The sequence below is a fragment of the Immundisolibacter sp. genome (genome assembly GCF_041601295.1).
In the GTDB taxonomy this organism is placed as follows: domain Bacteria; phylum Pseudomonadota; class Gammaproteobacteria; order Immundisolibacterales; family Immundisolibacteraceae; genus Immundisolibacter.
The window spans coordinates 1-24,270 of sequence record NZ_JBFIII010000042.1 but is presented as its reverse complement, the minus strand read 5'-3'; the positions used below and the strand labels follow the sequence as shown (position 1 = coordinate 24,270).

Sequence of the window (24,270 nt, the reverse complement as noted above, 5' to 3'; positions counted from 1 at the left end):
GGCACGGAGCGATGCCCACCCCGCAGTTGCCCATCACCACCGAGGTCACGCCGTGCCAGGCGCTGCTGGTGAGCACCGGGTCCCAGCACCATTGCGCGTCGTAGTGGGTGTGCGGGTCGATGAAGCCGGGCGACACCACCAGGCCACGGGCGTCGATGGTTTCGCTCGCGCCGCCAAGCTCGCTGCCGATGGCGACGATGCGATCGCCCTTGATGGCGACATCGGCGCCGCGGGCCGGGGCGCCGCTGCCGTCGATGACGCTGCCGCCTTGAATAAGAAGATCGTGGCTCATGGGGGTTTTCCTCGCCGGGATGTTTGTGTGTCCGTATGGTGGGGGCGGGCCGGAGCATCCGTGTAGCGGCGGGCCGACGGCCATCATTCCGCTCGCCGACCGGGCGGTCAAGGCGCTGGCGTGCCTGTGGCCACGGCGGCGGATGCCCTCGCGAGCGATTTGTCCATGTTTGCCAATCATTGCTATGTTGAAGTCACTTGGAACCGATCAGGGCACAGCCGCCATGAGTATGAACGTCAACCTCACGCCGCATCTGGAAGATCTGGTGCGTAGCAAGGTCGCCTCAGGTTTGTATAACTCGGCCAGCGAAGTGGTGCGCGACGCGCTGCGCCTGATGGAGGAACAGGATCAGATGCGCGCCCTGCGCCTTGATCAATTGCGCGCCCAAATCCAGCGCGGGCTGGACAGCGGCCCGGCAGAGCCGTGGGATGCGCAGGCCATGAAGCGGCAGCTTGCCGCCGGTAAGACCCCGGGCGAATGAGCCGGGTCGCGCGTCGCCGCCAAGCGGCGGCGGATATTGCAGAAATCTGGCAGCACATCGCGCAGGACAAGTCCGCGGCCGCTGACCGTTGGATCGATGATCTCGACCAGCAGTTCGGTCTGCTGGCGCGGCAACCTCTGATGGGCCGGGAGCGCCAGGAACTGGCCGATGGCGTGCGCAGTTTTCCGTTCGGGCGCTACGTCATTTTTTACGTTGCGCTTGCCGATGGCATCGACGTTTTGCGTGTGTTGCACTCGTCCATGGACATCGAAGCCCGGTTTGACCCGGACCGGTAACTGTCAACGTGCGCCGGCATTGCTGGGCACTATTGCCGCGCCAGGGTTCGCTTATGGAACCGGTGTGGATTTGGCAGGTCAAGCAAGGCGGGCACCGATCTCCTGACAGACGCTTTCTACGATGGCGGCAACCTCATGCAGGAAAGAGTTCCGATCCGGCGAAGGGGTAGCGTCTGGTATTGGCGCAGCGCGATCAAAGATACTGTCACCTATGATCCGGGCGCGCGTATAGCTTGATCCTCGACCCCATTGGTTGAAAGCGACCTGCCACTCCGACATGCGTTCGGCGCGTATGCGGCGGGTTGCAAGGTCCCCCGTCCTGGCGGACAGTGCGTTCGCCAGCCCGTCATACACCTGCTGCTTATGTCCATCGTCGGACGGTTCATCAGGGTCCCACCGGAGCGGGTTCTGCAGTAGGACGTATAGGCGATCCTGAAGCTGCTTGCGCAGATCAGCGACCGGCTTGAGGTTATCGTACTCATCGCGGAACCCGGGTGTGCCGAGACGTCTACTCAGTGCCTTAATACGCGTCCAGTGCTCCTTACCAACGCCCGGCTTGTAGTCCAAGCCAAGACGCGGCCACCATGCGTCATGGAAGCTCTCTGCAGCGTTTTTTACGGCGAGGACTAGGTTCATGCGGTCGTAGACCGGCCTTGCCATGACCGGGGGCGGCGTTTCGACGATCGCGTCAAGTGCGGCCAGTAGAGCTTGCAGCTGGCTGATCGTCCGCTTGTGGGCCTTCTTTGTTGCATCGAGATGCTCATCGATTCCGCCGACGAAGAAGCAGGCTGCCTTCAAGCGTCCGCGAAGAACTCGTTCGGCGAACGGACCGAGTTCCTCGCCAATCGAGGCCAGGACATTCTCCGCGGAGGCAAGTATGTGTTGCTCCTTCGCGGCGGAATTCGGCAAGTTGTCGCCTTTGACCTCATCGAAGTGCGTAAATACGAGCAGTAGCTTGCTAGCGCTGCCCGAGGTAACCATTTCCTGCATGGCAGACACAGGAGCAGTAAGCATGGGCTGCATGGCGTTATCGACAAGAACGACTGCATCAGAAGCTTCAACTCGACGAAAAAGCGATGTCGAAATCGGAGCCGAGGACCTCGTATGTTCAAGTCCTTCACCGTCCAGCAACACGAGCTTGGGTTGCTGGCCGTTACTCCATTCCGGCATGAACGCGCCCGACACCCGGACACCGTTCACCAGTGGTGTCAGCAGGCGCCCAAAGCGCGGCGAGTGGTTGCTGGAGAAGCGAGTCACCTCCTTGATGAATGCGGTTCGATCCTCTGTCTCCCAAAACCAACACTGTGGCCACCCTTGCTTACTGCGGCGAACGGTCCCGTCGCCGAGAAACGCAAAGCGAAGCTCAATCTCGTCCATCAGTTCGTCGCTGATGCGATGGAACTCTTCGTCCTCGCGGAGACGGTGGTCAAACTCCTCCTCGAACAATTCGTCCACGACGCGCTGGTCTTTCTCGTCAATCGCACCGAGCTCAGCTTTCAGTAGATCACCATGACGCGCAGCAATAGAGCGCAGCGCGGCGAGGGTCCTGGCCAGCAGTGCGTTGGTCGCGTCGAGATCTATAACGTTGTCAGCGGGGTACTCGTCGATGACTTCGGAAGCCTCCTCGTCCTCGTCATCATCCAGTGGTGGAGCCTGAGACCCATTACCAAGGACGTAGTTGAAGCGAAACCGTTGATGCACATGCATTAGCAGCTTGGGCAGCACCTCACTATCTGAGTCACCACGGTATCCGGCGAGTACGGCCGCGGAGATACATTCGTTCAAGTGTTCTCGAACCTCATCGATGGGGAAAAAGGTAACGACAGCCCTATAAGGTCCAGGTGCCAGAATTACCTCGGTTTCATGCACCGTCGTCTTGGCCGTCGCGGTCGACGGAAAGCGCTCGGTCTCGGGATCTGTTCCGATCAACTGCCGGAGTAGCGTCGTCTTGCCCGCCCCAGTAGTTCCAAGTAGGAGCGCGCGCCGATAATCCGAGTTCGCGGACGTCGGCAAGGGGATAATCGCCTCGCGAATGGCACCGAAGTCATGTTCCTCTGGTTCCATGCCGTAAAAGAAAATATCCACGACCCGGCGGGGAAACCGCTTCTCAGCCACGCTCCTCGCTGGCAGGCTCCAGTAAGATTCATCGCTTAACAGCTGGTTGAGTTGTTCCTTCAGTTCGTTGGCTTCGGCTTCATCAGAAGTCCCGAGTCCGTGCCGGACTCGCAGACCTATCTTCCCCGTGTTCGGGTCAACCCGTACCGGATGCCGAAAGATCACAGCCCACGCACTCCGGCCTTGCGACCGACTCAGCGTTGCCGTAAATCGCTTTTCCATGTTTCACCCCGTTGTTCAGACGTTGTGCCGGGATCATAGGTAGTGGGTATTCAGGCTGTCAAGAAGTGTCTGAACAACGGCGGAACAACATCGGGCCAGCACTTTTTCGTGAGCGCGCTGGGTCCGTCGGCACCAAGAGACGGTCAGCCAGTGCAATGACTGGTGCGCAGGTCGGATTCGACCCTCCCCGTACCGGGCACCCCCACTTCTCCGGCACCTTAGGAACCGATGTGGGGATTACCCTGGCAAGTGCGGTATAAGTCCAGTGTGCCGGGCCTCCGAGGGCGGGGCCGGCGATAAGCCATTGAGTGCGCTGGGTTGGGGGTGAGGATAAAACCACGACATCCGGCCCAACAAATACTATGTGGAGAGCCGCCATGACCGACAGCCACCCGATCGTCATCGAGTTCTTCCACGACTGCCTGTCGGCCTGGTGCTACAAGGCCTCCGAGCGCCTGCGCGCCTTTGCCACCGAGCATCCGGACGTGCAGATGGTGCAGCGCTGCTACCCGCTGGCCGTGTCGCCGATGCTGTTCAACCGCCAGCTGTATACGGACAAGCGCGAGGCCAAGCGCGACGTGGTGATGGTGCACTGGGCCGACGCGCGGGCCTTCGAGCCGGACCCGCGTATCGACTGTGAGCTGATGATGACGCGTGATTTCGACTACCCCTACTCGCTGCCGAACCAGCTCGGTGCCAAGGCGGCCGAGATGCAGGGCGGCCAGCGCGCGCACTGGGATTTCTTCGACCGCGTGCAGCGGGCACACCTGACCGAAGCCCGCAACATCGCCGACTACGAGGTATTGCGCGAGTGTGCCGAGGACATTGGCCTGGACGGCGAGCGCTGGCAGCACGACGTATCCAGCGAACACGCACGCGCCTTGCTGGCCGCGGACATCGAGCGCGCCGCCCGCTACGGCATCCTGCGCATCCCGGCTCTGGTGGCCGATGGCCACCATGTGCTGGGCGGCATTCCGCGCTCGATGCTGGGCCACTGCCTGCGCGAGGACGCAATCGAGACCTTCTACGAGGACGTCAAGCGGCGGCGGATGCTGGGCTACGGGCTGCCGGCGGCGGAGTGAGAACGGCCCAGGCGTGTTTCGCACGTGTCGTCGCAGGTGCCGATTCACAATCAAGTAGCTACAATGAAGCTACATTTCCTCGCGACTGGTGACACGTCATGCAAACCGAAATCAAAAAATGGGGTAACAGCGCCGTGGTCCGCTTGCCGGCGCCCATGCTGTCCGAGCTTGCCCTGATCGTGGGCTCGCGCATCGAACTGAAACACGAAAATGGCCGTCTGGTCATCGAGCCGGTCCGCCCCGTGCGCGAGGGCTGGTTTAGCACGCCCATCGCCACGGACGAAGACGCCTTCGCCACCATCCCACCGGACGAAGGCGATGACGAATGGGTGTGGTGAGGCGCGGCGAGGTCTACTGGGTCAATCTTGACCCGACCGTCGGCACCGAAATCCGCAAGACCCGACCCGGCCTGGTGATTTCGCCCGACGACATGAACGCCGCCCTGCCGCGCATCATCGTGGCGCCGCTGACCAGCAAGGGACAGCCGCTGGGCTGCCGTCCCACGGTGGAATTTGGCGGCAAGCAGGCGCGCATCCTGCTCGATCAGCTGCGGTCCATCGACAAACGCAGGCTGGGCGGTCGCATGGGCAGTATCGACCTGGCCTTATGGCATCCGGTGCTGGTGGAGATGCTGGCGTAGGCAGGGTCGGGCTGGGTTGGGGCGGGCGTTTAGAAATCCATGATGGATTGATTCAGCGCTTCCTTGAACACGTTATGCCAACAGGTTTGGTCCAAGTGATCGCACTTTTCACCGCGTCAGCGCCTTGTGTAGCTTGCCGACCACGCGCAGCGTGAGGTCGGCGTCGGCGAAGGTACGGCAGGCGAGCGCGTAGCCGGCCTGTTCTTCCTCGGCCGTGACCTGGTCGCGGCTCATCTTGCGGGTGTGGTAGCGGCCTTCCAGCACCTGAATCTTGCATACGCCGCAGCCGCCACCGAAACAGCCCTGCGGAATGCCCTTGCGGCCGAGGCGGCTCATGCCGTGCAGGACGGACTGATCCTCGGCGCAGGGGAAGGTCTCGCCGCTGTCGGTAATCAGGATGGTGTGCTGGGTCACGGGGGCTGTAGGCGTCCGGCTAGGCGTGGATGTCGACTAAAATGGCGCTTTATCAAGAAATCCCGCAGGCACGCGAGTCCATGGCTTACCAAAAAATTATTGTACCCACCGACGGCACATGCATCACCGCGAACGCCGACAACTCCCTGAAGGTGCCGGACCGGCCGATCATTCCGTTCATCGAGGGTGACGGCATCGGCATCGACGTGACGCCACCGATGATCAAGGTGCTGGACGCCGCCGTCGCCAAGGCCTACGGCGGCAAGCGTTCGATTGCCTGGATGGAGATTTACGCCGGCGAGAAGGCGGTGGCCACTTATGGCGACGACGCCTGGCTGCCGGCCGAGACGCTGACGGCGATGCGCGAGTTTCTGGTCGGTATCAAGGGGCCGCTGACCACGCCTGTCGGCGGCGGCATGCGCTCGCTGAACGTGGCCCTGCGCCAGGAACTGGATCTTTACGTGTGCCTGCGCCCGGTGCGCTACTACCCCGGCACCCCGAGTCCCATCAAGCGGCCGCAAGACACCGACATGGTGATTTTTCGCGAGAATTCCGAGGACATCTACGCCGGCATCGAGTGGGCGGCGCGCTCGCCGGAAGCCCGCAAGCTGATCGATTTCCTGATCAAGGAAATGGGCGTCACGAAAATCCGCTTCCCGGAAAGCTCCGGCATCGGCATCAAGCCGGTGTCCGAGGAAGGCACGCAGCGGCTGGTGCGCAAGGCCATCCAGTACGCCATCGACAACGACCGCCCGTCGGTGACGCTGGTGCACAAGGGCAACATCATGAAATTCACGGAAGGCGGCTTCCGGGACTGGGGCTACGCGCTGGCGAAATCCGAGTTCGGCGCGGTTGAAATCGACGGCGGGCCGTGGTGCAGCTTCAAGAACCCGCGCACCGGCAAGGAAATCGTGGTCAAGGACGCGATTGCGGATGCCTTTTTGCAGCAGATCCTGACCCGTCCGCGCGACTACAGCGTGATCGCCACGCTGAACCTGAACGGTGACTATGTGTCGGATGCCCTGGCGGCGCAGGTCGGCGGCATCGGCATTGCGCCGGGCGCCAATATGTCCGACACGGTGGCGCTGTTCGAGGCCACGCACGGTACGGCGCCCAAGTACGCCGGCAAGAACATGTCAAACCCCGGCTCGATCATTCTGTCCGGCGAGATGATGCTGCGGCACCTGGGCTGGGCCGAGGCGGCCGACCTGATCGTCAAGGGCATCGGTGGCGCCATCCAGGCCAAGACTGTGACCTATGACTTCGAGCGCCTGATGGACGGCGCCACCAAACTGGGTAGCCGCGAGTTCGGGCAGGCCATCATCGCCAATATGTGAGTGTTTGGCTGGGGACGGCGCGGCCAGACGCGGGGCGATAAAAAAGCGGGTGGACGAAACGCCCACCCGCTTTTGGTGCCGGAATTTGCCGGTCGTGCGCGGACTTACAGATCCTTGCTGATGCTGAATACCGCGCGAGCATCGCACCAGTCGGCGAACACGCCGCCGCCAAAGCACTCGCTGCTGCTCAGCTCGGTGTCCGTGTAGGCCAGCTTCAGGCCAACACCGGCCAATTCGGTGGAGGCGTACAACGACCAGTTGTTGTAGTCCGGCGTGCCGAATTTCACGTTGCGTTCGATATCCTGGTGGCCGAAGGTGCCGCCAATTTCGAACGAGCCGACCGGTGCAGACAGGCCGAGTTCCGTATACAGACCCTTGCCGGTCTCGTTGAAGAAGTTCGGACTCCACATCACCATCAGGCTGGCGGTGGCCGGCCCGACCGGGTAGGTCAGCGTCGGACCGACTTCCCAGTAGTCGTACTTCAGGCCGGAGCTGTCCGCCACGCCCGGGTAGTTGTAGTAAATGCCGCCGAACTGCCAGCCCAGATCACCCATCGTGCCGGCCATTCCGCCGTACAGATCGATTTCTATCTCGGCCTCGTCTCCGTCTTCGAAGTCGACATTCGAGGCCCAGACACCCAGATAGGCGCCGCTGTCGTGCGCGTAATCAAAGCCGCCCTGGATGGCCGGTTTCTCATCCGTCTGGCTGAGGCCCCGGAAGACGTAGTCGCTGGTGAGCGAAATATTGCCGCTTACGTCGGCGATGGCGCCGGCTGAGGCGAGCAAGCCAGCTGTGGCCAATGACGTCAGGATGGTCTTCTTCATGGTGTGTTGGCTCCCATTGCTATACACGATTGCTTGGTTCAAGACGCCCCGTTCCCGTAGGACATTAGGACTTACTAAATGATTTAGCAATTGGTGTGCCAAGTTAGGCCCCGATTGTGCATTCCTAATCTTAGGAGTCCTTAGGTAAAGCGTTTGAGCCAAGTCGGGGCGCTGAGGGCATGATCTGACCATCGTGCACCACGATGGTGCGATTCTGTTTGGCAAGAGCCATGATTGACTAGACAATGCAGCCGGGGTAGCCGGGACCCGAACGCGACGCGGAATGATTCCCGGCGTGGCCAGTGGCCTATATCAGGAAAAGGGGTTCAGCAAAATGATCAAGGAATTTCGTGACTTCATCATGCGCGGCAATGTGGTGGACATGGCCGTCGGCATCATCATCGGCGTGGCGTTTGGCGCCATCATCAAGTCGCTGGTTGAAGACATTCTGATGCCGCCCATAGGTCTGTTGCTGGGGCAGGTGGATTTTTCCAACCTGTTCCTGCAACTGCACGACGGCGCGGTGGCCGGGCCTTACGCCTCGCTGGCCGCGGCCAAGACGGCCGGTGCGGTCACCGTCAATTACGGTTTGTTTCTGAACGCTCTGGTCAGCTTCGTGATCGTCGGGTTCTCCGTATTCATGCTGATCCGTACCCTGAACCGCCTGACGCCCGCCGAACCGCCGGCAACGGCGACCAGCAAAGACTGCCCGCACTGCATCACGGCTATTCCGTTGGCGGCCACGCGCTGCCCACACTGCACCTCGCAGTTGAGCTGAGCGGCCGCTGACACGTGTAAAGCCCATCACGGAACACGCTCCCGGGGTGGGCTGTTGCTGGGTAGTGCCCGGCTTGCCTGACGCCTGCCTGCCACTGTCATGCAGACAATCGGCAGGCGGATTCGGCCGCGGAGCCCGAGGCAGAACGGCGGCTATACTGGCTGCCCTTTCGCGCCGCCATGGGGCCCACCAGTGGCCGACACCCTGCATCGGTTTATGTTTGAAAATGGGTCGGCGCGCGGCGTTTTGGTGCAGCTCGAATCCAGCTGGCAAGAAGTGCTGGCGCGCCACCACTACCCGCCGCCGGTGCGTGACCTACTCGGTCAGTTGCTGGCGGCGGCGGCGCTGCTGGGTAACAACCTGAAGGCGGCCGGTCGGGTGATTGTCGAGTTGCGTGGTGATGGTCCGCTGCGTCTGTTGGTTGCCGATAACCGGGCCGGACATGCCGTGCGCGCCCTGGCTCGCTGGAGCGAGCCGCTGCGGGGTAATGAATGGCATGAGTTGCTGGGTAGCGGCCGACTGGTGATTACGCTGGATCCGCGCGGCGATGGCCAGCGTTACCAGGGGATTGTGGCGCTGCTACCCGAGGGTCTGACGGCGACCCTGGAGGATTATTTTTCCAGTTCCGAACAGTTGCCGGGCCGTATTGTGCTGGCAACCGACGGCAGGCGTGCCGCGGGTCTGTTGCTGCAGCGCCTGCCTGGGCAGACCGATCCACACAACTGGGAGTATCTGGCCCTGCTGGCCGCCACCGCCCGTGCGCGTGAGTTGCTGGAGTTGTCACCCGAGCAGGTGATCGGACGCTTGTTCGTCGACCAGGACGTACGTCTGCTGGCTACACAAGCGGTGGAGTTTGCGTGTTCGTGCTCCGTCGCCCGGGTGGAGTCGACATTGCGGGCGCTCGGTCGCGCCGAGATTGAGTCCCTTCTGGAAGAGCGTGGGGCGATCGATGTTGATTGCGAGTTCTGCAACCAGCACTATCACTTTGACCGCGCTGGCGTGGATGGGCTGCTGGACAACATGGCTTCAGGCCTGATCCATTAAGGCCGGCCTGGAGGCGCTTCGGTAGCCTTATGGCGTGTGCGGTAACAGAGCCGCGCGCAGGTAATCGCCGGCAAGAGCGTAAATGCCTGGCGCGGTGCTCTCGCGCGGGCCGGCGACGTTAAGACAGGTAACCGCACAGGCCTGCAGCCAGACGCCGACCTCTGCCGCTTGCCAGGGTCGGCGCAGGTCGACCACCAGGCAGGGTTTATCAGACTCGCCGGCAATCTGGACCGTCAGTAGCGTGCCACCGCTCAGGGCGTTCTGGGACAGTATCAGCGTGGCGTCGGCCCCGACCACGTTGCGCCGGGTGCGCTCGGTATAGTCCGCGGATTCGGTTTCTTGGAGGGGATAGCGAAGCGGTATCGGCCCGTCTTCAGCGCGTCGCCCTGCCGGACACCAGCCACCGCACGGCAGGCCCAGCTCCAGCGCCACATCCAGAGCGGCGCGATCGACGCCGCTCTGGCCACCGGAAATCACCCGCAATCGATTACCGGGCGAGGCCACGGGCGGCCCATGCCAGCAGCAACCAGGCCGCGATCCAGGCGCTGCCACCCAACGGCGTGATTGCGCCCAGCCAGCGCAGGCCGGTGATCGCCAGCAGGTACAAGCTTCCACTGAATAACGCCGTGCCGAGCAGCATCAGCCAGCCGCTCCAGCGCAGCGCGCTGCTGCTTGGCAGATGCAGCGCCAGCAGACCGACCGCCAGCAGGCCAAGCGCATGGTAGACGTGGTACTGGCTTGCTGTGTGGTAAACCGCCAGCAAATCCACCGGCAAACGACCGCGAAGCGCATGGGCGCCGAATGCACCCAGGATGACAGCTAATGCAGCGCTGAGCGCACCGGCCATAAGAAAGAATCGCGCGGTGGTCATCAGTTCAGTGCCCGTTGCAACTGTCGGCGCCATTCCCGAAGCTGCGGATGCTCGGCTCCCAGTAACTCGAACAGAGCCACACAGGCCTTGCGTGCTCCATCGTCCAGATAGGACCGTTCGCTGAGAACGGAGTCCAGAAAATGGCCAAGCGCCACCGACGCATCCCCGTCGCGCAGGGCTTGCACAGCAGCGCGGTACTCGGCCTGTCCCCGGCCGGCGGGCAGCCGATCGGGGTCAGTCGTCAGGATATCGGCCAGTTCCCGTGCCGCGCTGGCGGCGGCAAAACTTTCGGCGTCTTCGCGAACGCCGGCCGCCAGGGCCTGCGCTTGCTGCGGATCGTCGAGTACGACAGCCAGGGCCAGCAAACCGCGAGCCTCGCGCGAATCCGGCTCAGTGGCAAGAATCGCCTGCAGCAGTTCGCTGGCCTGCTGGCGTCGGCCATGGGCGAGGTGCCCGCGCGCTTCGGCAAGCTGGCGCCGTGCTTGACTTGGGATACGGCTATCCAGCCACTGTTCGAGTGCGGCCTGTGGCATGGCCCCGCTGAATTCGTCGGCTACCTGACCGTCGATGAACAGCTTGACTGCGGGGATACCGCGTACCTGGTACTGCTGCGCGAGCGCAGGCTGGGCATCCACGTCCACCGTCACCAGCTTCCAGCGGCCCTGCGCGGCGGCTGCCAGTTGCTCCAGAATAGGGCCCAGCATCTTGCATGGCGCACACCAGGTGGCCCAGAAGTCGACCAGCACCGGTTGCAGCGCCGAGGCGTCTAGCACGTCGTGTTGGAAATCCCTGACCTCGTTGTCCATCGCGGTGACCATTTGTTGAAGACGCGTGATTGTAGCCAAGGCCTGGCCAAGACACTGCCCGACTACCTTGCGCCTGGGCTGCGGGTGTTGTCGGTCGGCATCAATCCGTCGCTGCGCGCGGTGCGCGAGGGCTTTTATTTTCCCAATCCGCAAAACCGCTTCTGGCCGGCCCTGAACGCCAGCGGCTTGCTGGCCCAGCCGGTCACGCCCGGACCGTTGGCAATGGCGCTGATACTGGCCCGCGACCGGATTGGCTTTACCGATCTTTGCAAGACCGCATCGTCCATGGCGCATCAGCTGCGCGCCGCGGATTATCGCGCGGGCGCCACGCACCTCGCGCGGGTGGTTGCCGAGTGCCAGCCGCCGCTGCTGTGGTTTCACGGCGCCACGGCGTTCCGGGGGTTTTGCCGGCACGTGCTGGCGCCGCCAGGAATGGTAGAGCCTGGCCTGCAGGCTGAAACCTTTGCGGGTGCGCGTATCTTCGTCAGCCCAAATCCCAGCCCCGCCAATGCACGCTATAGCCTGCCCACACTTATCAGCTATTACCGGCAGTTGGCAGCCTACGTCGCCGCCATTGAGTGACTGGCGGGGTAGCGTATTCTTGGTCGAAATGGACGACCCATATCTGGAGTGCCCCGCGGTGTCGCAGGTTATCCCGTTTCGAAATCGTGACGTGCTGGATGGCGAACGCGTCAAGACGCGGCAGACCCGCCAGTGCGAGCGGGGCTATCACAATTGGCAAATCGTGGACCTCGGAGCACACGCCGCGCCGGGTCGTATGCCGATGCGCTGGCGTTGCGCTCACTGTGGCGTGGAACGCGAGGGCGCTACGCCGGGAACGCCCCCGGCCGGTCGGTGAGCGACTGACTCGAACGGCGCCTCGCAAATAGGGCGAGGGTTGACGACAGACAACGTTGACGCCGACCAAACGCTCGGTAATCGATGACATAAACCCGTCGGCGCACTAGACTGCTTCCAGGCAACGCCGTCCGCCCTAGACCAAAGGAGAGCCGTAATGGACATGGCCACCCGTTCGTCGCTGATCGATTATGCCGCCCTGGTCCGGCCAGACCGGGTTCACGGCAGTCTGTACACGGACCCGGCTATCTTCGAGGAAGAACTGAACCGCATCTGGTATCGCGAATGGGTGTTCGTGGGCCACGAAAGCGAAGTGCCGAACATCGGCGACTACCGTACCGGTCAGATCGGCCTGCAGCCGATCATCATCACACGTGGCCATGACATGCAGGTGCGCGTGCTGCTGAACCGCTGCACCCACCGCGGCAACACCATCTGCCAGGCGCGCCGTGGTAATGCGCCGACCTTCACGTGCTCGTACCACGGCTGGACTTACAGCTGCGAGGGAGACCTCAAGGGCATGCTGTTCCGCGAAGACTTTCCACCTGATTTCAAGCGCGAGGAGCACGGCCTGTTTCGCGTGCCGCGGGTGGAGCTGTACCGGGGCTTCGTGTTTGCCAGTATGAGCAAGACCGGCAAGAGCCTGAAGGAACACCTGGGTCCGTCCGCCGCCAACATCGATCGATTCTGTGATCTTTCGCCGACTGGCGAGATCACCATGAACCACGGCGTCTACCAGATGCGTATCGAGTGCAACTGGAAGATGTGGATGGAAAACTCGGTCGACTCCTACCACGTCTACCAAACCCACGGATCGAACATGTATTTGGCCAATATGTTCGAGGCCAAGGAGGGACAGAAGCCGCCGCCGCCGGGCAAAGGCTATTTTGGCCTTATACACGCGCGTGACCTTGGCAATGGCCACTCCGACCTGGACATGCGTCCGCAGCGGCGCGTGACCGGCATGACCTATACCGGCGAATGGTCCAAGGAAATTCCCGAGTCGGCTCAGCGTGAGTATCTGGCGGGTCTTGAGCGCCTACATGGCAAAGAAAAAACGCAGCAGATACTCACTGAGGGCCCAGCACATACGGTTATTTTTCCCAACCTGTTCAACATGCTGCAGGAAATCCGCTGGTGCGTGCCGGTCAGCGTGAACGAGACGTACATCTACTACGCGCCATGCCTGTTCAAGGGTGCGCCGGACGAGATCAACACCGCCCGGTTGCGACGCGATGAGGGCGGCTATGGCCCGGCAGGTTTCCAGCTGGCCGACGACATCGAGGTCTGGGCGCGTAACTACCAGGGCCTGGCGGCGCGCGCCCAGGAGTGGATTCTGATGAACCGTGGCATCCACCTGCCGGTAGAGCCGGACGAGGACGACATTCCGTACCAGGGGGATCTGAGCGAGCTGACCATGCGTTCGCAGTGGCGCCACTACCTTGACCTGATGAGCAGCCCCTGAGGAGGAGCGCGCAGATGCCTTTCGATCGTTATGCCGTGGAGCAATTCCTGTACCGCGAAGCACGCCTCGCCGATGAGCAACGGCTGGATGAGTGGCTGACGTTGTGGGATGAGGACGCCCTGTACTGGGTGCCCTGCAATCAGGATGATGTCGATCCCGAGCGGCAGCTATCCATAATTTACGACGACCACTCACGCTTGAAACTGCGCGTGGCGCGCATCACAAAAACTGGCATGGCGTGGACGCAGGAACCGCGCTCGCGCTTGCGCCGGCTGGTCTCCAATATCGAGATCTACGACAATGCGGATGGCCTGATCCAGACCTTTTCGAACTTCCACCTGACCGAGCTGCGCGTTAACCGGCGCGACCCGGTGGAGTGGATTGGTCGCACCGAGCACCGCTTGCGGCCTGGCGGAAGCGACTTCAAACTGGTGCTAAAGAAGGTCATGCTGATCAACAACGACCACGAGATGACACAGCTGTCATGCATGGTGTAGACCGTTTCAGCGTCTGAGGATCGACACCCACGCCATGACCCGCTATTTAGCCTTGGTAAAGGACGCAAAGACCCGCATCCGCGAGATCAGCGTGGACGAACTGCGGGGTATGAATCCGGCACCAGCCCTGCTGGTCGATACCCGCGAGCCGGTCGAGTGGGCGGACGGCCGTATCGCCAGCGCCGTGCCGCTGCCACGGGGCATTCTCGAGGGCAAAATCGAACAATTGGCGCCGGACCTCGATCAGGCCATCGTGCTGTATTGCGCCGGTGGTGGGCGTTCGGCGCTGGCAGCCGACAGCCTGATGCGCATGGGTTATCGCAACGTCGTCTCGCTGGCAGGCGGGTTTGGCGCCTGGCAAGAAGCCGGCTATCCCGTGCAGCGTTAAGGCCGCTGGCGTTCGCCAACGGCCTTAACCGGAATCCCGAACTGTCAGAAGTCCTCGCCCTTGAAATGACTCATGCCGAAGCCGAACATCGCCACCACAAGCCAGTAGACGAGCAGAAAGCTTTGCCAGTCTGGCGTGGGCGATTGCCACAGCACCACAGCGGTGCCCAGTATGAAGTTGGTCAGACCCCAGATCAGATTCACCCGCGCCGAAGAATTGGCTCCCAGCGGCGAACGAAACCGCTTGCCGGCGACGCCCGCTATGAAATGCGGCATGCCGTTGCTGAAAAAAAAGCCGATGGCAAGATGCCAGATGGAAATACTCATGCGGGAGCCTCCTTCTTTGAGAATTACCGTTCTTTTGTCCTAGTGCGAAGCGAGAATCAAGCGCCCGGCGCCCTTGCCGGGGCGCAGCGCGGTGCCTATAATGCGCGCCGTAATTATTTCCGCCAAGTTGATTTGATTGTATGTCGGCCTGGCGTTGGCGCAATCGGCGTGTGAACGCGATCTCGTTGGTGTGCCGTGCGCAGTGGTGCCATGTCTGAACAGACCGGCCGAAATTCCGCATGGGCGGACGCCGACGACCCTGAACAGGGCGGGCCACCCTGGCGCGTGCTGACTGCGACCGAAGCGCAGGCGCTGCGGATTGCTCAGCCGGCACTGTCGCCCTGGTGGGTGGTGCGTGTACAAGGTCTGGTGGGATTGTTGGTCGCGTTGGTCGCGGCGGCGATCATGGGCCGGATGGCGGTGTTGTGGTCGGCGCTGTATGGAGCGGCGGCCATTGTGTTGCCGGCGGCGGTGATGGCGCGTGGCCTCGGGCGGCGGCTGCCACCAGGGGTGCCGACTTTGGGCGTGGCTCACCTGATGGTGTGGGAGGCGGTCAAGGTCGGGCTGACGGTGGCCATGCTGGCGTTTGCACCGCGCGTGATTACGCCGCTTAGCTGGCCGGCCTTGCTGCTCGCAGTAGTGGTCTGCCTTAATGTTTACTGGGTAGCGCTGCTGTGGCGCGGCCGCTGAAGATCGAATTAGGAAACGTCTACCAATGGCTGCCGAAGGTCACGCCCCCAACGCCAGTGAGTACATCGCTCACCATCTGCAGCATTTGCAGAACAAGCCCCAGGCGTCGATTGTCGATTTTTCCGTGTTCAATTTGGACTCGATTGCGTTTGCCGTGCTGCTGGGCGTACTCGCCAGCTGGCTGCTGTGGCATGTGGCACGCAAGGCAACCTCGGGTGTGCCCGGCCGCATGCAGTCCGCGGTCGAATGGTTGGTCGAGATGGTTGATGGCCAAGCCAAAAGCATCGTTCACAACGCCAAGAGCCGCAAACTGGTCGCGCCGCTTGCACTGACGGTGTTCATCTGGGTGTTCCTGATGAACGCGATGGATCTGCTGCCGGTCGACGCTCTGCCGGTACTATGGCAGTGGGTCTTTGGCGCCGCCGGTCATGATCCAGCGCATGCCTATCTGCGTGTGGTGCCGACCGCCGATCTGTCGGTCACCATGGGCTTGTCCTTCTCCGTGCTGATCCTGTGTCTGATTTACAACTTGAAGAGCAAGGGCGTAGGCGGCTGGACACACGAGTTGCTAACGGCGCCCTTCGGCTCCGTCAAGTTGTCCGGCAACCCACTGACCTGGCTGGGTTTTGTCCTGCTCTCGTTCGCCAACGTGGGCATGCAGTTGATCGAGTTCGTCGCCAAGACCGTTTCGCACGGCATGCGGTTATTTGGCAACATGTATGCGGGTGAGTTGATCTTCATGCTGGTGGCGCTGATGGGCGGCGCCTGGGCTTTGTCTGCGACCGGCATCGCGCTGTTTTTGGGCCACATAGTCGCCGGCACGGTGTGGGCCATCTTTCATATCCTGATCATTACGCTGCAAGCTTTCGTGTTCATGATGCTCACACTGGTATACGTGGGCCAGGCTCACGATAGCCACTAACCCAAGTTCCCTCACCAACGACGATCCTCAAGGAGTTCGCATGGAAATCATCAGTTTTGTTGCCCTGGCCGCCGGCGTCATCATTGGCCTTGGAGCCTGTGGCGCCTGTATCGGTATTGGCATCATGGGTAGCAAATATCTTGAGGCAGCGGCGCGCCAGCCGGAGCTGATGGGTGAGCTGCAGACCAAGATGTTCTTGCTGGTCGGCCTGATCGACGCGGCGTTCATCATCGGCACCGGCATCGCTTTGTGGTTCGCTACGGCCAATCCGTTCCTGGCGCAGATCGCGAACCTGCCCCAGTAGTCCGTAGCGGCCCGCGGCTTGCCGCACGCTATTGATTCGGCGCCGGCTGTGTCGGCGCTCCCTGCCACCTTCATCAAGGCAACAACGTGAGCATCAACGCCACCCTTATTGTCCAGATGATCGTGTTCCTGATTCTGGTCGGGTTCACGATGAAGTTCGTGTGGCCGCCTATCGTCAAGGCGCTGGACGATCGCGCGCAGAAGATCGCCGATGGGCTGTCGGCGGCTGACCGTGCCAAGGCGGAGTTGGCCGCCGCCAACAGGCGCGTGGAAGAGCAACTGTCCGCCGCGCGTGACGACGCCGGCAAGCGCCTGGCGGACGCCGAGCGGCTGGCGCATTCGATGATCGAGGAAGCCAAGGCGCGCGCCAACGAAGAGGGCGTAAAGATCGTCGCCTCGGCCAGGGCGGAGGCCGAGCAAGAGTCGATAAAGGCACGCGAAGCGCTTCGCGATGATGTCGCCGCGCTCGCGGTAAAGGGCGCCGAGGCGATCTTGCGCCGCGAAGTCAGTGTGGCTGTTCATGCCGATCTGTTGCAACGCCTGAAGGTCGAGTTGTAAGACTATGGCCGAACTTGCAACGATCGCTCGCCCTTACGCCGAGGCGCTGTTACAGGTGGCCAGCAAGGGCGACCTGGTCCAGACCAGCGAGCAGCTGGACGCGCTGGCCGCCGTGGCAGCGGATCCACAGGTGCGCGGCTTCGCCGACAACCCCAAGGTGACGCGCGAACAGGTGTTCGACCTGATCAATTCTTTGTTCAAGTCGGGCCTCTCTGACAGCAGCAAGAACTTTCTGCGCGCTGTGATCGACAACAAGCGTCTGTCAGCACTGACCGAGATCGCGGCGCAGTTTCATGCGCTGGTCAATGCTCGCTCGGGCGTGTCGGACGCCACGGTTTACAGCGCCTTTCCGATTGACGCGTCACAACTGAACGAACTGGTTGAGGCACTGGAAAAGCGCTTTGCACGCAAGTTGAACGCCACGGTGTTGATCGAGCCGGAGCTCATCGGTGGTGTGCGCGTGGTCGTGGGCGACGAGGTGCTCGACACCTCGGTTCGCGCACGCCTGGCGCAGATGAAATTGGCCCTGACGGCCTGATTCGGTGGTCTCAAAGCACCACTCGATAGAAACCCAACCTGTCGCGCCTTGTAAGCGGACTGGGAGCACGCAATGCAATTGAATCCGGCTGAAATTTCTGAACTTATCAAGACCCGCATCGAGGGCCTCGGCGCCGCGTCGGACATCAAGAACCAGGGCACCGTGGTGTCCGTCACCGACGGCATCGTGCGCGTGCACGGCCTGTCGGAGGTGATGGCCGGCGAGATGCTGGAGTTCCCACCTACCGCCAGCGGTCAGCCGACTTTCGGGCTGGCGCTCAATCTAGAGCGCGACTCGGTCGGCGCGGTGATCCTGGGCGAGTACGAGCACATTTCCGAGGGCGATACGGTCAAGTGCACCGGCCGCATTCTGGAAGTGCCGGTTGGACCGGAACTGATTGGCCGGGTGGTGAATGCACTCGGTCAGCCGATCGACGGCAAGGGTCCGATCAACGCCAAGATGACCGACGTCATCGAGAAGGTCGCGCCAGGCGTCATTGCCCGCAAGTCGGTCGACCAACCGGTGCAGACCGGCCTGAAGTCCATCGACTCGATGGTGCCGGTTGGCCGTGGTCAGCGCGAATTGATCATCGGCGACCGCCAGACCGGCAAGACCGCGGTGGCGATCGACACGGTCATCAACCAGAAAGGTCAGAACATGACCTGCGTCTACGTGGCCATCGGGCAGAAGGCGAGCTCGATCAAAAACGTGGTGCGCTCGCTCGAGGCCCACGGCGCGATGGACTACACCATCGTGGTCGCCGCGTCGGCCTCCGAGTCCGCCGCCATGCAGTACGTATCGGCCTATTCAGGCTGCACCATGGGCGAGTACTTTCGCGACCGTGGCGAGGATGCGCTGATCATCTATGACGATCTGTCAAAGCAGGCCGTTGCTTACCGTCAGGTGTCACTGTTACTGCGCCGTCCACCGGGACGCGAGGCCTATCCGGGCGATGTCTTTTATCTGCATAGCCGCCTGCTTGAGCGCGCCGCCCGAGTGAATGCTGACTATGTCGAGAAGTTCACCGACGGTGCGGTCAAGGGCAAGACCGGTTCGCTGACCGCGTTGCCGATCATCGAGACCCAGGCCGGCGACGTATCGGCTTTCGTGCCGACCAACGTGATTTCCATCACCGACGGCCAGATCTTCCTTGAAACCAATCTGTTCAACGCTGGCGTGCGTCCGGCCATCAACGCGGGCATCTCGGTGTCACGCGTCGGTGGCGCGGCACAAACCAAGTTGATCAAGAGCCTGTCGGGCGGCATTCGTACTGACCTTGCGCAATACCGTGAACTGGCAGCCTTTGCGCAGTTTGCCTCGGATCTTGACGATGCCACTCGCAAGCAGCTTGACCGCGGTGCCCGCGTGATGGAGCTGCTCAAGCAGCCACAGTACTCGCCGTTGCCGATCTCGCTGATGGCAGCGTCTTTGTATGCCGTCAACAAGGGCTACATGGACAGCGTGCCGGTGGACCGCGTGCTCGCCTTCGAGCAGGGTCTGCACCAGCACCTCAGGTCCAGCCATGGCGCGTTGCTGCAAAAGCTGGAAGCGGACAAGGCCATGGACGCCACCGCCGATGAAGAAATGGGTGCCGCCGTCGCGGCGTTCCTGCAGTCGTTCAGCTGAGCCGGCTCGGCAGCTAGCTAAGGGAGCACCGCATGGCGATCGGCAAGGAAATCCGCGGCAAGATCAAAAGCATCGAGAACACGCGCAAGATCACCAAGGCGATGGAAATGGTGGCCGCGTCCAAGATGCGAAAGGCGCAGGAGCGGATGCGTGCCGCGCGGCCATACAGCGACAAGGTGCGTAACATCACCGCGCACCTGGCCGAGGCGAATCCGGAATACCGCTCGCCCTACATGCGCCAGGTCAGTCAGGTGCGGGCGGTCGGCTTCATTGTGGTTACCACCGACAAGGGTCTGTGTGGGGGGCTTAATACCAATATCCTGCGTGCCGTCAGTCTGCGCATGCGCGACGCTCAGCAGGCCGGGCAGGGCATTCGCGCCACCGCCATCGGCGCCAAGGGCCAAAGTTTTCTGCTGCGCGCCGGTGCACAGATCATCAGCCAGGCGGTGCAGCTGGGGGACCTGCCACAGCTCGAGAAGCTGATCGGTCCGGTCAAGGTCATGCTGGATGCATTCGTGGCCGGCGAGCTGGACGCGGTTTATGTTTGTTACACGCGCTTCATCAACACCATGAAGCAGGAGGCGATGGTGGAGCAGCTGCTGCCGCTGGTGCCCGAGCGCCTGGAGCAAAGCGAGACCGAGAAGAAAGCCTACAGCTGGGATTACATCTACGAACCCGGTGCATCGGTGGTGATAGACCAGTTACTCAAGCGCTACACCGAAGCGCTCGTCTACCAGGCGGTGGCGGAAAACATGGCGTCCGAGCAATCGGCGCGGATGGTGGCGATGAAGGCGGCCAGCGACAACGCCGGCAGCCTGATCGACGAGCTGAAGCTCATTTACAACAAGACCCGACAGGCAGCGATCACCAAGGAGCTGTCGGAAATCGTCGGCGGCGCCGCCGCGGTGTGACGCATCCAGATTGAAGGACTCGACAATGGCTCAAGGCAAGATCGTTCAGTGCATCGGCGCGGTGGTCGACGTGGAATTCCCGCGCGACCAGATGCCTCATATTTATGACGCGCTGAAGCTGGAAGGCACCGCGCTGACGCTGGAAGTTCAGCAGCAGCTGGGTGACGGGGTGGTGCGCACTATTGCGCTGGGCTCATCCGACGGCCTGCGCCGCGGGCTGATGGTCAGCAATACCGGCCAGCCGATCACGGTGGCGGTGGGTACGGCGACTCTCGGCCGCATCATGGACGTGCTGGGTAACCCCATCGACGAGCGCGGCCCGGTCGACCAGACCCAGACCGCCTCGATTCATCGCAAGGCGCCTGCCTACGACGACCTGGCGCCGTCGCAGGAACTGCTGGAAACCGGCATCAAGGTCATCGACCTGATCTGTCCGTTCGCCAAGGGCGGCAAGGTGGGTCTGTTCGGTGGCGCTGGCGTTGGCAAGACCGTCAACATGATGGAGTTGATCAACAACATCGCCAAGGCGCACTCCGGCCTGTCGGTGTTCGCTGGCGTGGGCGAGCGCACCCGCGAGGGCAACGATTTCTATCATGAGATGGCTGATTCGGGCGTGGTCAATCTTGAGAACCTGGGCGAGTCCAAGGTGGCCATGGTCTATGGTCAGATGAACGAGCCTCCGGGCAATCGTCTGCGTGTGGCGCTGACCGGTCTGACCATCGCCGAGTCGTTCCGGGACGAAGGCCGCGACGTGTTGTTCTTCGTCGACAACATCTACCGTTTTACCCTGGCGGGCACTGAAGTGTCGGCGCTGCTAGGGCGCATGCCTTCCGCGGTGGGTTATCAGCCGACGCTGGCCGAGGAGATGGGGCGCCTGCAAGAGCGCATTACCTCGACCAAGGTGGGTTCGATCACCTCCATTCAGGCGGTGTACGTGCCGGCCGATGACCTGACCGACCCGTCGCCGGCGACCACCTTCGCCCACTTGGATGCCACCGTGGTGCTGTCGCGCGACATCGCCTCACTCGGTATCTACCCGGCGGTCGATCCGCTCGACAGCAACAGCCGCCAGGTCGACCCGAACGTCGTGGGTGAAGAGCACTACAGCACCACCCGGGCGGTGCAATCGACGCTGCAACGGTACAAGGAGCTGCGCGACATCATCGCCATCCTGGGCATGGATGAGCTGTCGCCCGAGGACAAGCTGGCGGTGGCGCGAGCGCGCAAGATCCAGCGCTTCCTGTCGCAGCCCTTTCATGTTGCGGAAGTATTCACCGGCGCGCCGGGCAAGTATGTGTCGCTCAAGGACACCATTCGCGGCTTCAAGATGATCGTGGCCGGCGAGTGCGACCACCTGCCCGAGCAGGCGTTCTACATGGTGGGTACCATTGACGAGGCCTTCGAGAAGGCCAAGACAATTCAATAAGGAGCCGTTATGGCGACTATCCAGGTTGACGTTGTCTCGGCTGAAGCCAGCATTTTCTCGGGCGAGGCAAAATTCGTTGCCCTGCCCGGCGAGGATGGCGAACTTGGCATCCTGCCCCGTCACACGCCGTTGATTACCCGCATCAAGCCCGGTGCGGTGCGCATTGAGCTTGCCGACGGCAGCGGCGACGAGCTGGTTTTCGTCGCCGGTGGCATTCTTGAGGTGCAGCCGCACAGTGTCACGGTGCTGGCCGACACCGCGGTGCGGGCGCACGACCTGGACGAAGCCGCAGCCTTGGAAGCCAAGCAGCGTATCGAAGGCCTGCTGCAGGATCGTCAGGGTGATTTCGAGTACGCCACCGCGCAGGCGGAACTGGCTGAAACCATGGCTCAGCTGCAAACCATCCAGCGCCTGCGCCGCCGCAGCGGCGGATGATGCGGTCGCCGCCGGCGTACTGACTCGGTCAGCGCCATGAGCGACACCCCGCTACAGGTCGTTATCCTCGCCGCCGGTCAGGGCAAGCGCATGCGCTCGGCGCTCCCCAAGGTGTTGCACCCGATCGGTGGGCGTCCGCTGATCGGGCATGCACTCGCGACGGCCACCTCCCTTTTGGCCCATGTGGGTAGCAAGGCGCGTCCGGTGCTGGTGTACGGCCACGGTGGCGAGCAACTGCAAGCGGCACTGGCGGATGTCGAGTGCCAGTGGTCCCACCAGGTTGCGCAACGCGGCACAGGCGACGCGGTGGCGGCGGCGTTGCCGCTTATCGAGCCGGTCGGCCGCGTGCTCATCCTGTGCGGTGACGTGCCGCTGCTGCGGGAACGGACGCTGCATGCCCTGCTGGATACACCGGTTGAGTCGCTGGCCATCCTTACCGCCTTGGTCGACGACCCGACCGGCTACGGTCGTATCCTGCGCGACGGTGCCGGGGCGGTGCAGGCGATTATCGAACAGCGTGACGCCAACGCCGATCAGCGCGCCGTGCGCGAGGTCAATACCGGTACGCTACTGATCCCGGGGCCGCGTCTGGCCGGCTGGCTGGGTCGGCTGAATGCCGGAAACGCTCAAGGCGAGCTGTATCTCACCGATATCGTGGCCATGGCGGTGGCCGATGGTGTGCCTGTATTGGGTGTGCCGGCTGCCAGCGAGGCGGAGATCATGGGCATCAACGACCGCTCACAGCTGGCGCGGTGCGAGCGCGAGTTCCAGCGCCGGCAGGCCGAGCGCCTGCTGGAAGCCGGGGTGACGCTGCGCGACCCGGCGCGGCTGGACGTGCGTGGCGAGGTGAGCACCGGCCAGGACGTCGAGATCGACATCAACGTCATCCTGGACGGCTCGGTTGAGCTGGCCGACGGCGTGCGCATTGGTGCCCACTGCATTCTGCGTAACGCCGTGGTTCAAGCCGGGGTGCAGATTCTTCCCTACAGCCACATTGACGGTGCGCGCATCGGGCCAGGAGCAGTAGTAGGTCCGTACGCACGCCTGCGGCCGGGCACCGTGCTGGCCGCGGACGTTCACGTGGGCAACTTCGTTGAAGTGAAGAACAGCCAGCTCGCGCAGGGCGCCAAGGCCAATCACCTGAGCTACCTCGGCGATGCCGACATCGGCGCGCGGGTCAATATTGGCGCTGGCACCATCACCTGCAACTACGACGGCGCCAATAAGCATCGCACGCAGGTTGGAGACGACGCCTTCATCGGCTCCAACGCCTCCCTGGTAGCACCGGTCAGCGTTGGCGAGGGCGCCACCATCGGTGCCGGTTCGGTGATCAGCCGCGAGGCTCCGGCGGGCGCCCTGACGGTGACACGGGGACCGCAAAGAACTGTGCGCGGTTGGCAACGACCCCGCAAAAAGCGTTCCGAGTAGATCTGATGTGCGGCATTGTCTGTGGGCTGGGCCGGCACGACATCGTGCCCGACCTGCTTGAGGGCCTGCGGCGCCTGGAATACCGCGGCTACGACTCGGCTGGCATCGCCGTGCGCCAATCCGACGGTAGCCTGCACCGGGTACGTGCGGTCGGCAAGGTGATCGAACTGAGCCGGCGCCTGGCGGCCCAGCCGGTCAGTGCTTACGCCGGCATTGGCCATACGCGCTGGGCCACGCACGGTGCCCCCAGCGAGGCCAACGCCCACCCGCACATCTCGCGCGGCCAACTCGCCGTTGTGCATAACGGCATCATCGAGAATCACCATCAGCTTCGCGAAGCGCAGCGCACTGCGGGTTTTGAGTTCAGCTCGCAGACCGACACCGAGGTGATCGGCCACCAGATTCGCCTGCATCTGGACCATGGCCTGGACCTGCTGGACGCGGTGCGGGCGGCAGCGGCCGAATTGCACGGCGCGTTTGCCATCGGCGTGCTGGCTGGCACGGATCCCGATCGGCTGATCGCCGCGCGCCGCGGCAGCCCGCTGGTCGTGGGCCTGGCGCCAGATGCCGCGTATCTGGCGTCGGACGCCGCGGCGCTGGTGCCTTTCACCCAGGACATGCTGTTCCTGCGCGACGGAGACGTGGCCGAGGTGCGCATCGGCATGGTGCGGGTGCTGGTCGCCAGCGGTCGGCCAGT

Annotated in this window: 31 protein-coding genes and 1 pseudogene; 24 read left to right on the top strand and 8 right to left on the bottom strand. The window is 62.7% G+C overall.

Translation table 11 applies throughout. From position 1 onward, the window contains the following. Positions 1-292: amidohydrolase family protein (locus tag ABZF37_RS07390; protein ID WP_372718403.1), on the bottom strand; the 292-nt coding region annotated here is incomplete at its 3' end. Positions 293-515: 223 nt separating this feature from the next. Between ABZF37_RS07390 and ABZF37_RS07385 the strand changes: the two genes are divergently transcribed. After that, entirely contained in the window at positions 516-773 is a 258-nt protein-coding gene (locus tag ABZF37_RS07385) for a type II toxin-antitoxin system ParD family antitoxin (RefSeq protein WP_372718401.1), read from the top strand. Further along, positions 770-1,069 carry a type II toxin-antitoxin system RelE/ParE family toxin gene (locus ABZF37_RS07380; protein ID WP_372718399.1) on the top strand — a complete coding sequence of 100 codons (300 nt, stop codon included), beginning with the start codon at positions 770-772 and terminating at the stop codon, positions 1,067-1,069. The genes ABZF37_RS07385 and ABZF37_RS07380 overlap by 4 nt, the downstream gene beginning before the upstream one ends. A gap of 78 nt (positions 1,070-1,147) precedes the next feature. On the opposite strand, the gene ABZF37_RS07375 is transcribed toward ABZF37_RS07380, so the two are convergent. Next, positions 1,148-3,406 (bottom strand): hypothetical protein, encoded by a 2,259-nt coding sequence (locus ABZF37_RS07375; RefSeq protein ID WP_372718397.1) that lies wholly within the window; start codon positions 3,404-3,406, stop codon positions 1,148-1,150. 377 nt (positions 3,407-3,783) lie between these two features. Here ABZF37_RS07375 and ABZF37_RS07370 point away from each other — a divergent pair, with 377 nt between their 5' ends. From ABZF37_RS07370 to ABZF37_RS07360, 3 genes are all read left to right on the top strand, one after another. After that, positions 3,784-4,488, top strand: a complete 705-nt coding sequence (locus ABZF37_RS07370) for a DsbA family protein (protein ID WP_372718395.1) — start codon at positions 3,784-3,786, stop codon at positions 4,486-4,488. A 98-nt stretch (positions 4,489-4,586) separates the two neighbouring features. Next, positions 4,587-4,826, top strand: a complete 240-nt coding sequence (locus ABZF37_RS07365; RefSeq protein WP_372718393.1) for an AbrB/MazE/SpoVT family DNA-binding domain-containing protein — start codon at positions 4,587-4,589, stop codon at positions 4,824-4,826. Then, positions 4,814-5,128 (top strand): type II toxin-antitoxin system PemK/MazF family toxin, encoded by a 315-nt coding sequence (locus ABZF37_RS07360; RefSeq protein WP_372718391.1) that lies wholly within the window; start codon positions 4,814-4,816, stop codon positions 5,126-5,128. The genes ABZF37_RS07365 and ABZF37_RS07360 overlap by 13 nt, the downstream gene beginning before the upstream one ends. 108 nt (positions 5,129-5,236) lie before the next feature. Here ABZF37_RS07360 and ABZF37_RS07355 read toward each other — a convergent pair whose 3' ends face one another. Then, positions 5,237-5,542, bottom strand: a complete 306-nt coding sequence (locus ABZF37_RS07355; RefSeq protein ID WP_372718389.1) for a 2Fe-2S iron-sulfur cluster binding domain-containing protein — start codon at positions 5,540-5,542, stop codon at positions 5,237-5,239. 80 nt (positions 5,543-5,622) lie between these two features. Here ABZF37_RS07355 and icd point away from each other — a divergent pair, with 80 nt between their 5' ends. Further along, positions 5,623-6,879: an NADP-dependent isocitrate dehydrogenase gene (gene icd, locus ABZF37_RS07350; RefSeq protein ID WP_372718387.1), complete on the top strand. Its 1,257-nt coding sequence runs from the start codon at positions 5,623-5,625 to the stop codon at positions 6,877-6,879. Positions 6,880-6,983: 104 nt separating this feature from the next. On the opposite strand, the gene ABZF37_RS07345 is transcribed toward icd, so the two are convergent. Then, positions 6,984-7,703 (bottom strand): TorF family putative porin, encoded by a 720-nt coding sequence (locus tag ABZF37_RS07345; protein WP_372718385.1) that lies wholly within the window; start codon positions 7,701-7,703, stop codon positions 6,984-6,986. A gap of 334 nt (positions 7,704-8,037) precedes the next feature. Between ABZF37_RS07345 and mscL the strand changes: the two genes are divergently transcribed. Next, entirely contained in the window at positions 8,038-8,481 is a 444-nt protein-coding gene (gene mscL / locus ABZF37_RS07340) for a large conductance mechanosensitive channel protein MscL (protein WP_372718382.1), read from the top strand. Positions 8,482-8,673: 192 nt separating this feature from the next. Beyond that, a complete protein-coding gene (gene hslO, locus ABZF37_RS07335; RefSeq protein ID WP_372718380.1) occupies positions 8,674-9,525 on the top strand; it encodes an Hsp33 family molecular chaperone HslO in 852 nt (283 codons plus the stop codon). A 27-nt stretch (positions 9,526-9,552) separates the two neighbouring features. On the opposite strand, the gene ABZF37_RS07330 is transcribed toward hslO, so the two are convergent. From ABZF37_RS07330 to trxA, 3 genes are read right to left on the bottom strand one after another with little or no spacing between them, the layout of a single operon-like run. Then, entirely contained in the window at positions 9,553-10,029 is a 477-nt protein-coding gene (locus ABZF37_RS07330; protein ID WP_372718378.1) for a putative molybdenum carrier protein, read from the bottom strand. Continuing rightward, a complete protein-coding gene (locus ABZF37_RS07325) occupies positions 10,013-10,396 on the bottom strand; it encodes a DUF423 domain-containing protein (RefSeq protein ID WP_372718376.1) in 384 nt (127 codons plus the stop codon). Before ABZF37_RS07325 ends, ABZF37_RS07330 begins: the two co-directional genes overlap by 17 nt. After that, the gene (trxA, locus tag ABZF37_RS07320) at positions 10,396-11,202 is read right to left on the bottom strand and encodes a thioredoxin (protein ID WP_372718374.1); all 807 of its coding nucleotides are present in this window, start codon (positions 11,200-11,202) and stop codon (positions 10,396-10,398) included. Before trxA ends, ABZF37_RS07325 begins: the two co-directional genes overlap by 1 nt. Positions 11,203-11,217: 15 nt before the next feature. Here trxA and ABZF37_RS07315 point away from each other — a divergent pair, with 15 nt between their 5' ends. The 5 genes from ABZF37_RS07315 to ABZF37_RS07295 all read left to right on the top strand — a co-directional run bounded on the left by ABZF37_RS07315 (position 11,218) and on the right by ABZF37_RS07295 (position 14,410). Next, positions 11,218-11,784 (top strand): mismatch-specific DNA-glycosylase, encoded by a 567-nt coding sequence (locus ABZF37_RS07315; RefSeq protein ID WP_372718371.1) that lies wholly within the window; start codon positions 11,218-11,220, stop codon positions 11,782-11,784. Positions 11,785-11,842: 58 nt separating this feature from the next. Next, positions 11,843-12,061, top strand: a complete 219-nt coding sequence (locus ABZF37_RS07310; RefSeq protein WP_372718369.1) for a hypothetical protein — start codon at positions 11,843-11,845, stop codon at positions 12,059-12,061. Positions 12,062-12,217: 156 nt separating this feature from the next. Next, positions 12,218-13,525: a Rieske 2Fe-2S domain-containing protein gene (locus ABZF37_RS07305; protein ID WP_372718367.1), complete on the top strand. Its 1,308-nt coding sequence runs from the start codon at positions 12,218-12,220 to the stop codon at positions 13,523-13,525. Between the two features lie 14 nt (positions 13,526-13,539). Then, a complete protein-coding gene (locus ABZF37_RS07300) occupies positions 13,540-14,022 on the top strand; it encodes an aromatic-ring-hydroxylating dioxygenase subunit beta (RefSeq protein WP_372718365.1) in 483 nt (160 codons plus the stop codon). Positions 14,023-14,056: 34 nt separating this feature from the next. Next, entirely contained in the window at positions 14,057-14,410 is a 354-nt protein-coding gene (locus ABZF37_RS07295; RefSeq protein WP_372718363.1) for a rhodanese-like domain-containing protein, read from the top strand. A gap of 44 nt (positions 14,411-14,454) precedes the next feature. Here ABZF37_RS07295 and ABZF37_RS07290 read toward each other — a convergent pair whose 3' ends face one another. Beyond that, positions 14,455-14,736 carry a hypothetical protein gene (locus tag ABZF37_RS07290; RefSeq protein WP_372718361.1) on the bottom strand — a complete coding sequence of 94 codons (282 nt, stop codon included), beginning with the start codon at positions 14,734-14,736 and terminating at the stop codon, positions 14,455-14,457. Positions 14,737-14,946: 210 nt separating this feature from the next. On the opposite strand from ABZF37_RS07290, the gene ABZF37_RS07285 reads away from it, so the two are divergent. The 11 genes and pseudogenes from ABZF37_RS07285 to ABZF37_RS07235 all read left to right on the top strand — a co-directional run. After that, positions 14,947-15,426 carry an ATP synthase subunit I gene (locus ABZF37_RS07285; RefSeq protein WP_372718358.1) on the top strand — a complete coding sequence of 160 codons (480 nt, stop codon included), beginning with the start codon at positions 14,947-14,949 and terminating at the stop codon, positions 15,424-15,426. A gap of 25 nt (positions 15,427-15,451) precedes the next feature. Then, on the top strand, positions 15,452-16,348 hold the full coding sequence (gene atpB / locus ABZF37_RS07280) for a F0F1 ATP synthase subunit A (protein ID WP_372718356.1): 897 nt from the start codon (positions 15,452-15,454) through the stop codon (positions 16,346-16,348). A 40-nt stretch (positions 16,349-16,388) separates the two neighbouring features. After that, on the top strand, positions 16,389-16,652 hold the full coding sequence (atpE, locus tag ABZF37_RS07275; protein WP_372718354.1) for a F0F1 ATP synthase subunit C: 264 nt from the start codon (positions 16,389-16,391) through the stop codon (positions 16,650-16,652). Between the two features lie 86 nt (positions 16,653-16,738). After that, positions 16,739-17,209 carry a F0F1 ATP synthase subunit B gene (locus ABZF37_RS07270; protein WP_372718352.1) on the top strand — a complete coding sequence of 157 codons (471 nt, stop codon included), beginning with the start codon at positions 16,739-16,741 and terminating at the stop codon, positions 17,207-17,209. Between the two features lie 4 nt (positions 17,210-17,213). Next, positions 17,214-17,747, top strand: coding sequence for a F0F1 ATP synthase subunit delta (locus ABZF37_RS07265; protein ID WP_372718350.1), 534 nt, complete (start codon positions 17,214-17,216; stop codon positions 17,745-17,747). A gap of 72 nt (positions 17,748-17,819) precedes the next feature. Continuing rightward, the gene (gene atpA / locus ABZF37_RS07260) at positions 17,820-19,373 is read left to right on the top strand and encodes a F0F1 ATP synthase subunit alpha (RefSeq protein ID WP_372718348.1); all 1,554 of its coding nucleotides are present in this window, start codon (positions 17,820-17,822) and stop codon (positions 19,371-19,373) included. A 32-nt stretch (positions 19,374-19,405) separates the two neighbouring features. Beyond that, the gene (gene atpG / locus ABZF37_RS07255) at positions 19,406-20,284 is read left to right on the top strand and encodes a F0F1 ATP synthase subunit gamma (protein ID WP_372718346.1); all 879 of its coding nucleotides are present in this window, start codon (positions 19,406-19,408) and stop codon (positions 20,282-20,284) included. Positions 20,285-20,309: 25 nt separating this feature from the next. Next, a complete protein-coding gene (gene atpD, locus ABZF37_RS07250) occupies positions 20,310-21,710 on the top strand; it encodes a F0F1 ATP synthase subunit beta (protein ID WP_372718344.1) in 1,401 nt (466 codons plus the stop codon). Positions 21,711-21,719: 9 nt separating this feature from the next. Continuing rightward, on the top strand, positions 21,720-22,145 hold the full coding sequence (locus tag ABZF37_RS07245; RefSeq protein ID WP_372718342.1) for a F0F1 ATP synthase subunit epsilon: 426 nt from the start codon (positions 21,720-21,722) through the stop codon (positions 22,143-22,145). A gap of 36 nt (positions 22,146-22,181) precedes the next feature. Continuing rightward, entirely contained in the window at positions 22,182-23,573 is a 1,392-nt protein-coding gene (gene glmU / locus ABZF37_RS07240) for a bifunctional UDP-N-acetylglucosamine diphosphorylase/glucosamine-1-phosphate N-acetyltransferase GlmU (RefSeq protein WP_372718340.1), read from the top strand. A 5-nt stretch (positions 23,574-23,578) separates the two neighbouring features. After that, positions 23,579-24,270: pseudogene (locus tag ABZF37_RS07235) on the top strand (glutamine--fructose-6-phosphate aminotransferase); the annotation flags it as partial.

What these genes read in the sequence shown, in the direction of transcription:
- ABZF37_RS07365 (WP_372718393.1), top strand. Translation starts at nt 4,587, where the DNA reads ATGCAAACCGAAATCAAAAAATGGGGTAACAGCGCCGTGGTCCGCTTG.
- ABZF37_RS07285 (WP_372718358.1), top strand. Translation starts at nt 14,947, where the DNA reads ATGTCTGAACAGACCGGCCGAAATTCCGCATGGGCGGACGCCGACGAC.
- ABZF37_RS07380 (WP_372718399.1), top strand. Translation starts at nt 770, where the DNA reads ATGAGCCGGGTCGCGCGTCGCCGCCAAGCGGCGGCGGATATTGCAGAA.
- atpB (WP_372718356.1), top strand. Translation starts at nt 15,452, where the DNA reads ATGGCTGCCGAAGGTCACGCCCCCAACGCCAGTGAGTACATCGCTCAC.
- glmU (WP_372718340.1), top strand. Translation starts at nt 22,182, where the DNA reads ATGAGCGACACCCCGCTACAGGTCGTTATCCTCGCCGCCGGTCAGGGC.
- ABZF37_RS07300 (WP_372718365.1), top strand. Translation starts at nt 13,540, where the DNA reads ATGCCTTTCGATCGTTATGCCGTGGAGCAATTCCTGTACCGCGAAGCA.
- ABZF37_RS07370 (WP_372718395.1), top strand. Translation starts at nt 3,784, where the DNA reads ATGACCGACAGCCACCCGATCGTCATCGAGTTCTTCCACGACTGCCTG.
- atpD (WP_372718344.1), top strand. Translation starts at nt 20,310, where the DNA reads ATGGCTCAAGGCAAGATCGTTCAGTGCATCGGCGCGGTGGTCGACGTG.
- ABZF37_RS07245 (WP_372718342.1), top strand. Translation starts at nt 21,720, where the DNA reads ATGGCGACTATCCAGGTTGACGTTGTCTCGGCTGAAGCCAGCATTTTC.
- ABZF37_RS07385 (WP_372718401.1), top strand. Translation starts at nt 516, where the DNA reads ATGAGTATGAACGTCAACCTCACGCCGCATCTGGAAGATCTGGTGCGT.
- ABZF37_RS07295 (WP_372718363.1), top strand. Translation starts at nt 14,057, where the DNA reads ATGACCCGCTATTTAGCCTTGGTAAAGGACGCAAAGACCCGCATCCGC.
- ABZF37_RS07375 (WP_372718397.1), bottom strand. Translation starts at nt 3,406, where the DNA reads ATGGAAAAGCGATTTACGGCAACGCTGAGTCGGTCGCAAGGCCGGAGT.
- trxA (WP_372718374.1), bottom strand. Translation starts at nt 11,202, where the DNA reads ATGGACAACGAGGTCAGGGATTTCCAACACGACGTGCTAGACGCCTCG.
- ABZF37_RS07345 (WP_372718385.1), bottom strand. Translation starts at nt 7,703, where the DNA reads ATGAAGAAGACCATCCTGACGTCATTGGCCACAGCTGGCTTGCTCGCC.
- icd (WP_372718387.1), top strand. Translation starts at nt 5,623, where the DNA reads ATGGCTTACCAAAAAATTATTGTACCCACCGACGGCACATGCATCACC.
- ABZF37_RS07360 (WP_372718391.1), top strand. Translation starts at nt 4,814, where the DNA reads ATGGGTGTGGTGAGGCGCGGCGAGGTCTACTGGGTCAATCTTGACCCG.
- ABZF37_RS07325 (WP_372718376.1), bottom strand. Translation starts at nt 10,396, where the DNA reads ATGACCACCGCGCGATTCTTTCTTATGGCCGGTGCGCTCAGCGCTGCA.
- ABZF37_RS07290 (WP_372718361.1), bottom strand. Translation starts at nt 14,736, where the DNA reads ATGAGTATTTCCATCTGGCATCTTGCCATCGGCTTTTTTTTCAGCAAC.
- atpA (WP_372718348.1), top strand. Translation starts at nt 17,820, where the DNA reads ATGCAATTGAATCCGGCTGAAATTTCTGAACTTATCAAGACCCGCATC.
- ABZF37_RS07265 (WP_372718350.1), top strand. Translation starts at nt 17,214, where the DNA reads ATGGCCGAACTTGCAACGATCGCTCGCCCTTACGCCGAGGCGCTGTTA.
- atpG (WP_372718346.1), top strand. Translation starts at nt 19,406, where the DNA reads ATGGCGATCGGCAAGGAAATCCGCGGCAAGATCAAAAGCATCGAGAAC.
- ABZF37_RS07305 (WP_372718367.1), top strand. Translation starts at nt 12,218, where the DNA reads ATGGACATGGCCACCCGTTCGTCGCTGATCGATTATGCCGCCCTGGTC.
- mscL (WP_372718382.1), top strand. Translation starts at nt 8,038, where the DNA reads ATGATCAAGGAATTTCGTGACTTCATCATGCGCGGCAATGTGGTGGAC.
- atpE (WP_372718354.1), top strand. Translation starts at nt 16,389, where the DNA reads ATGGAAATCATCAGTTTTGTTGCCCTGGCCGCCGGCGTCATCATTGGC.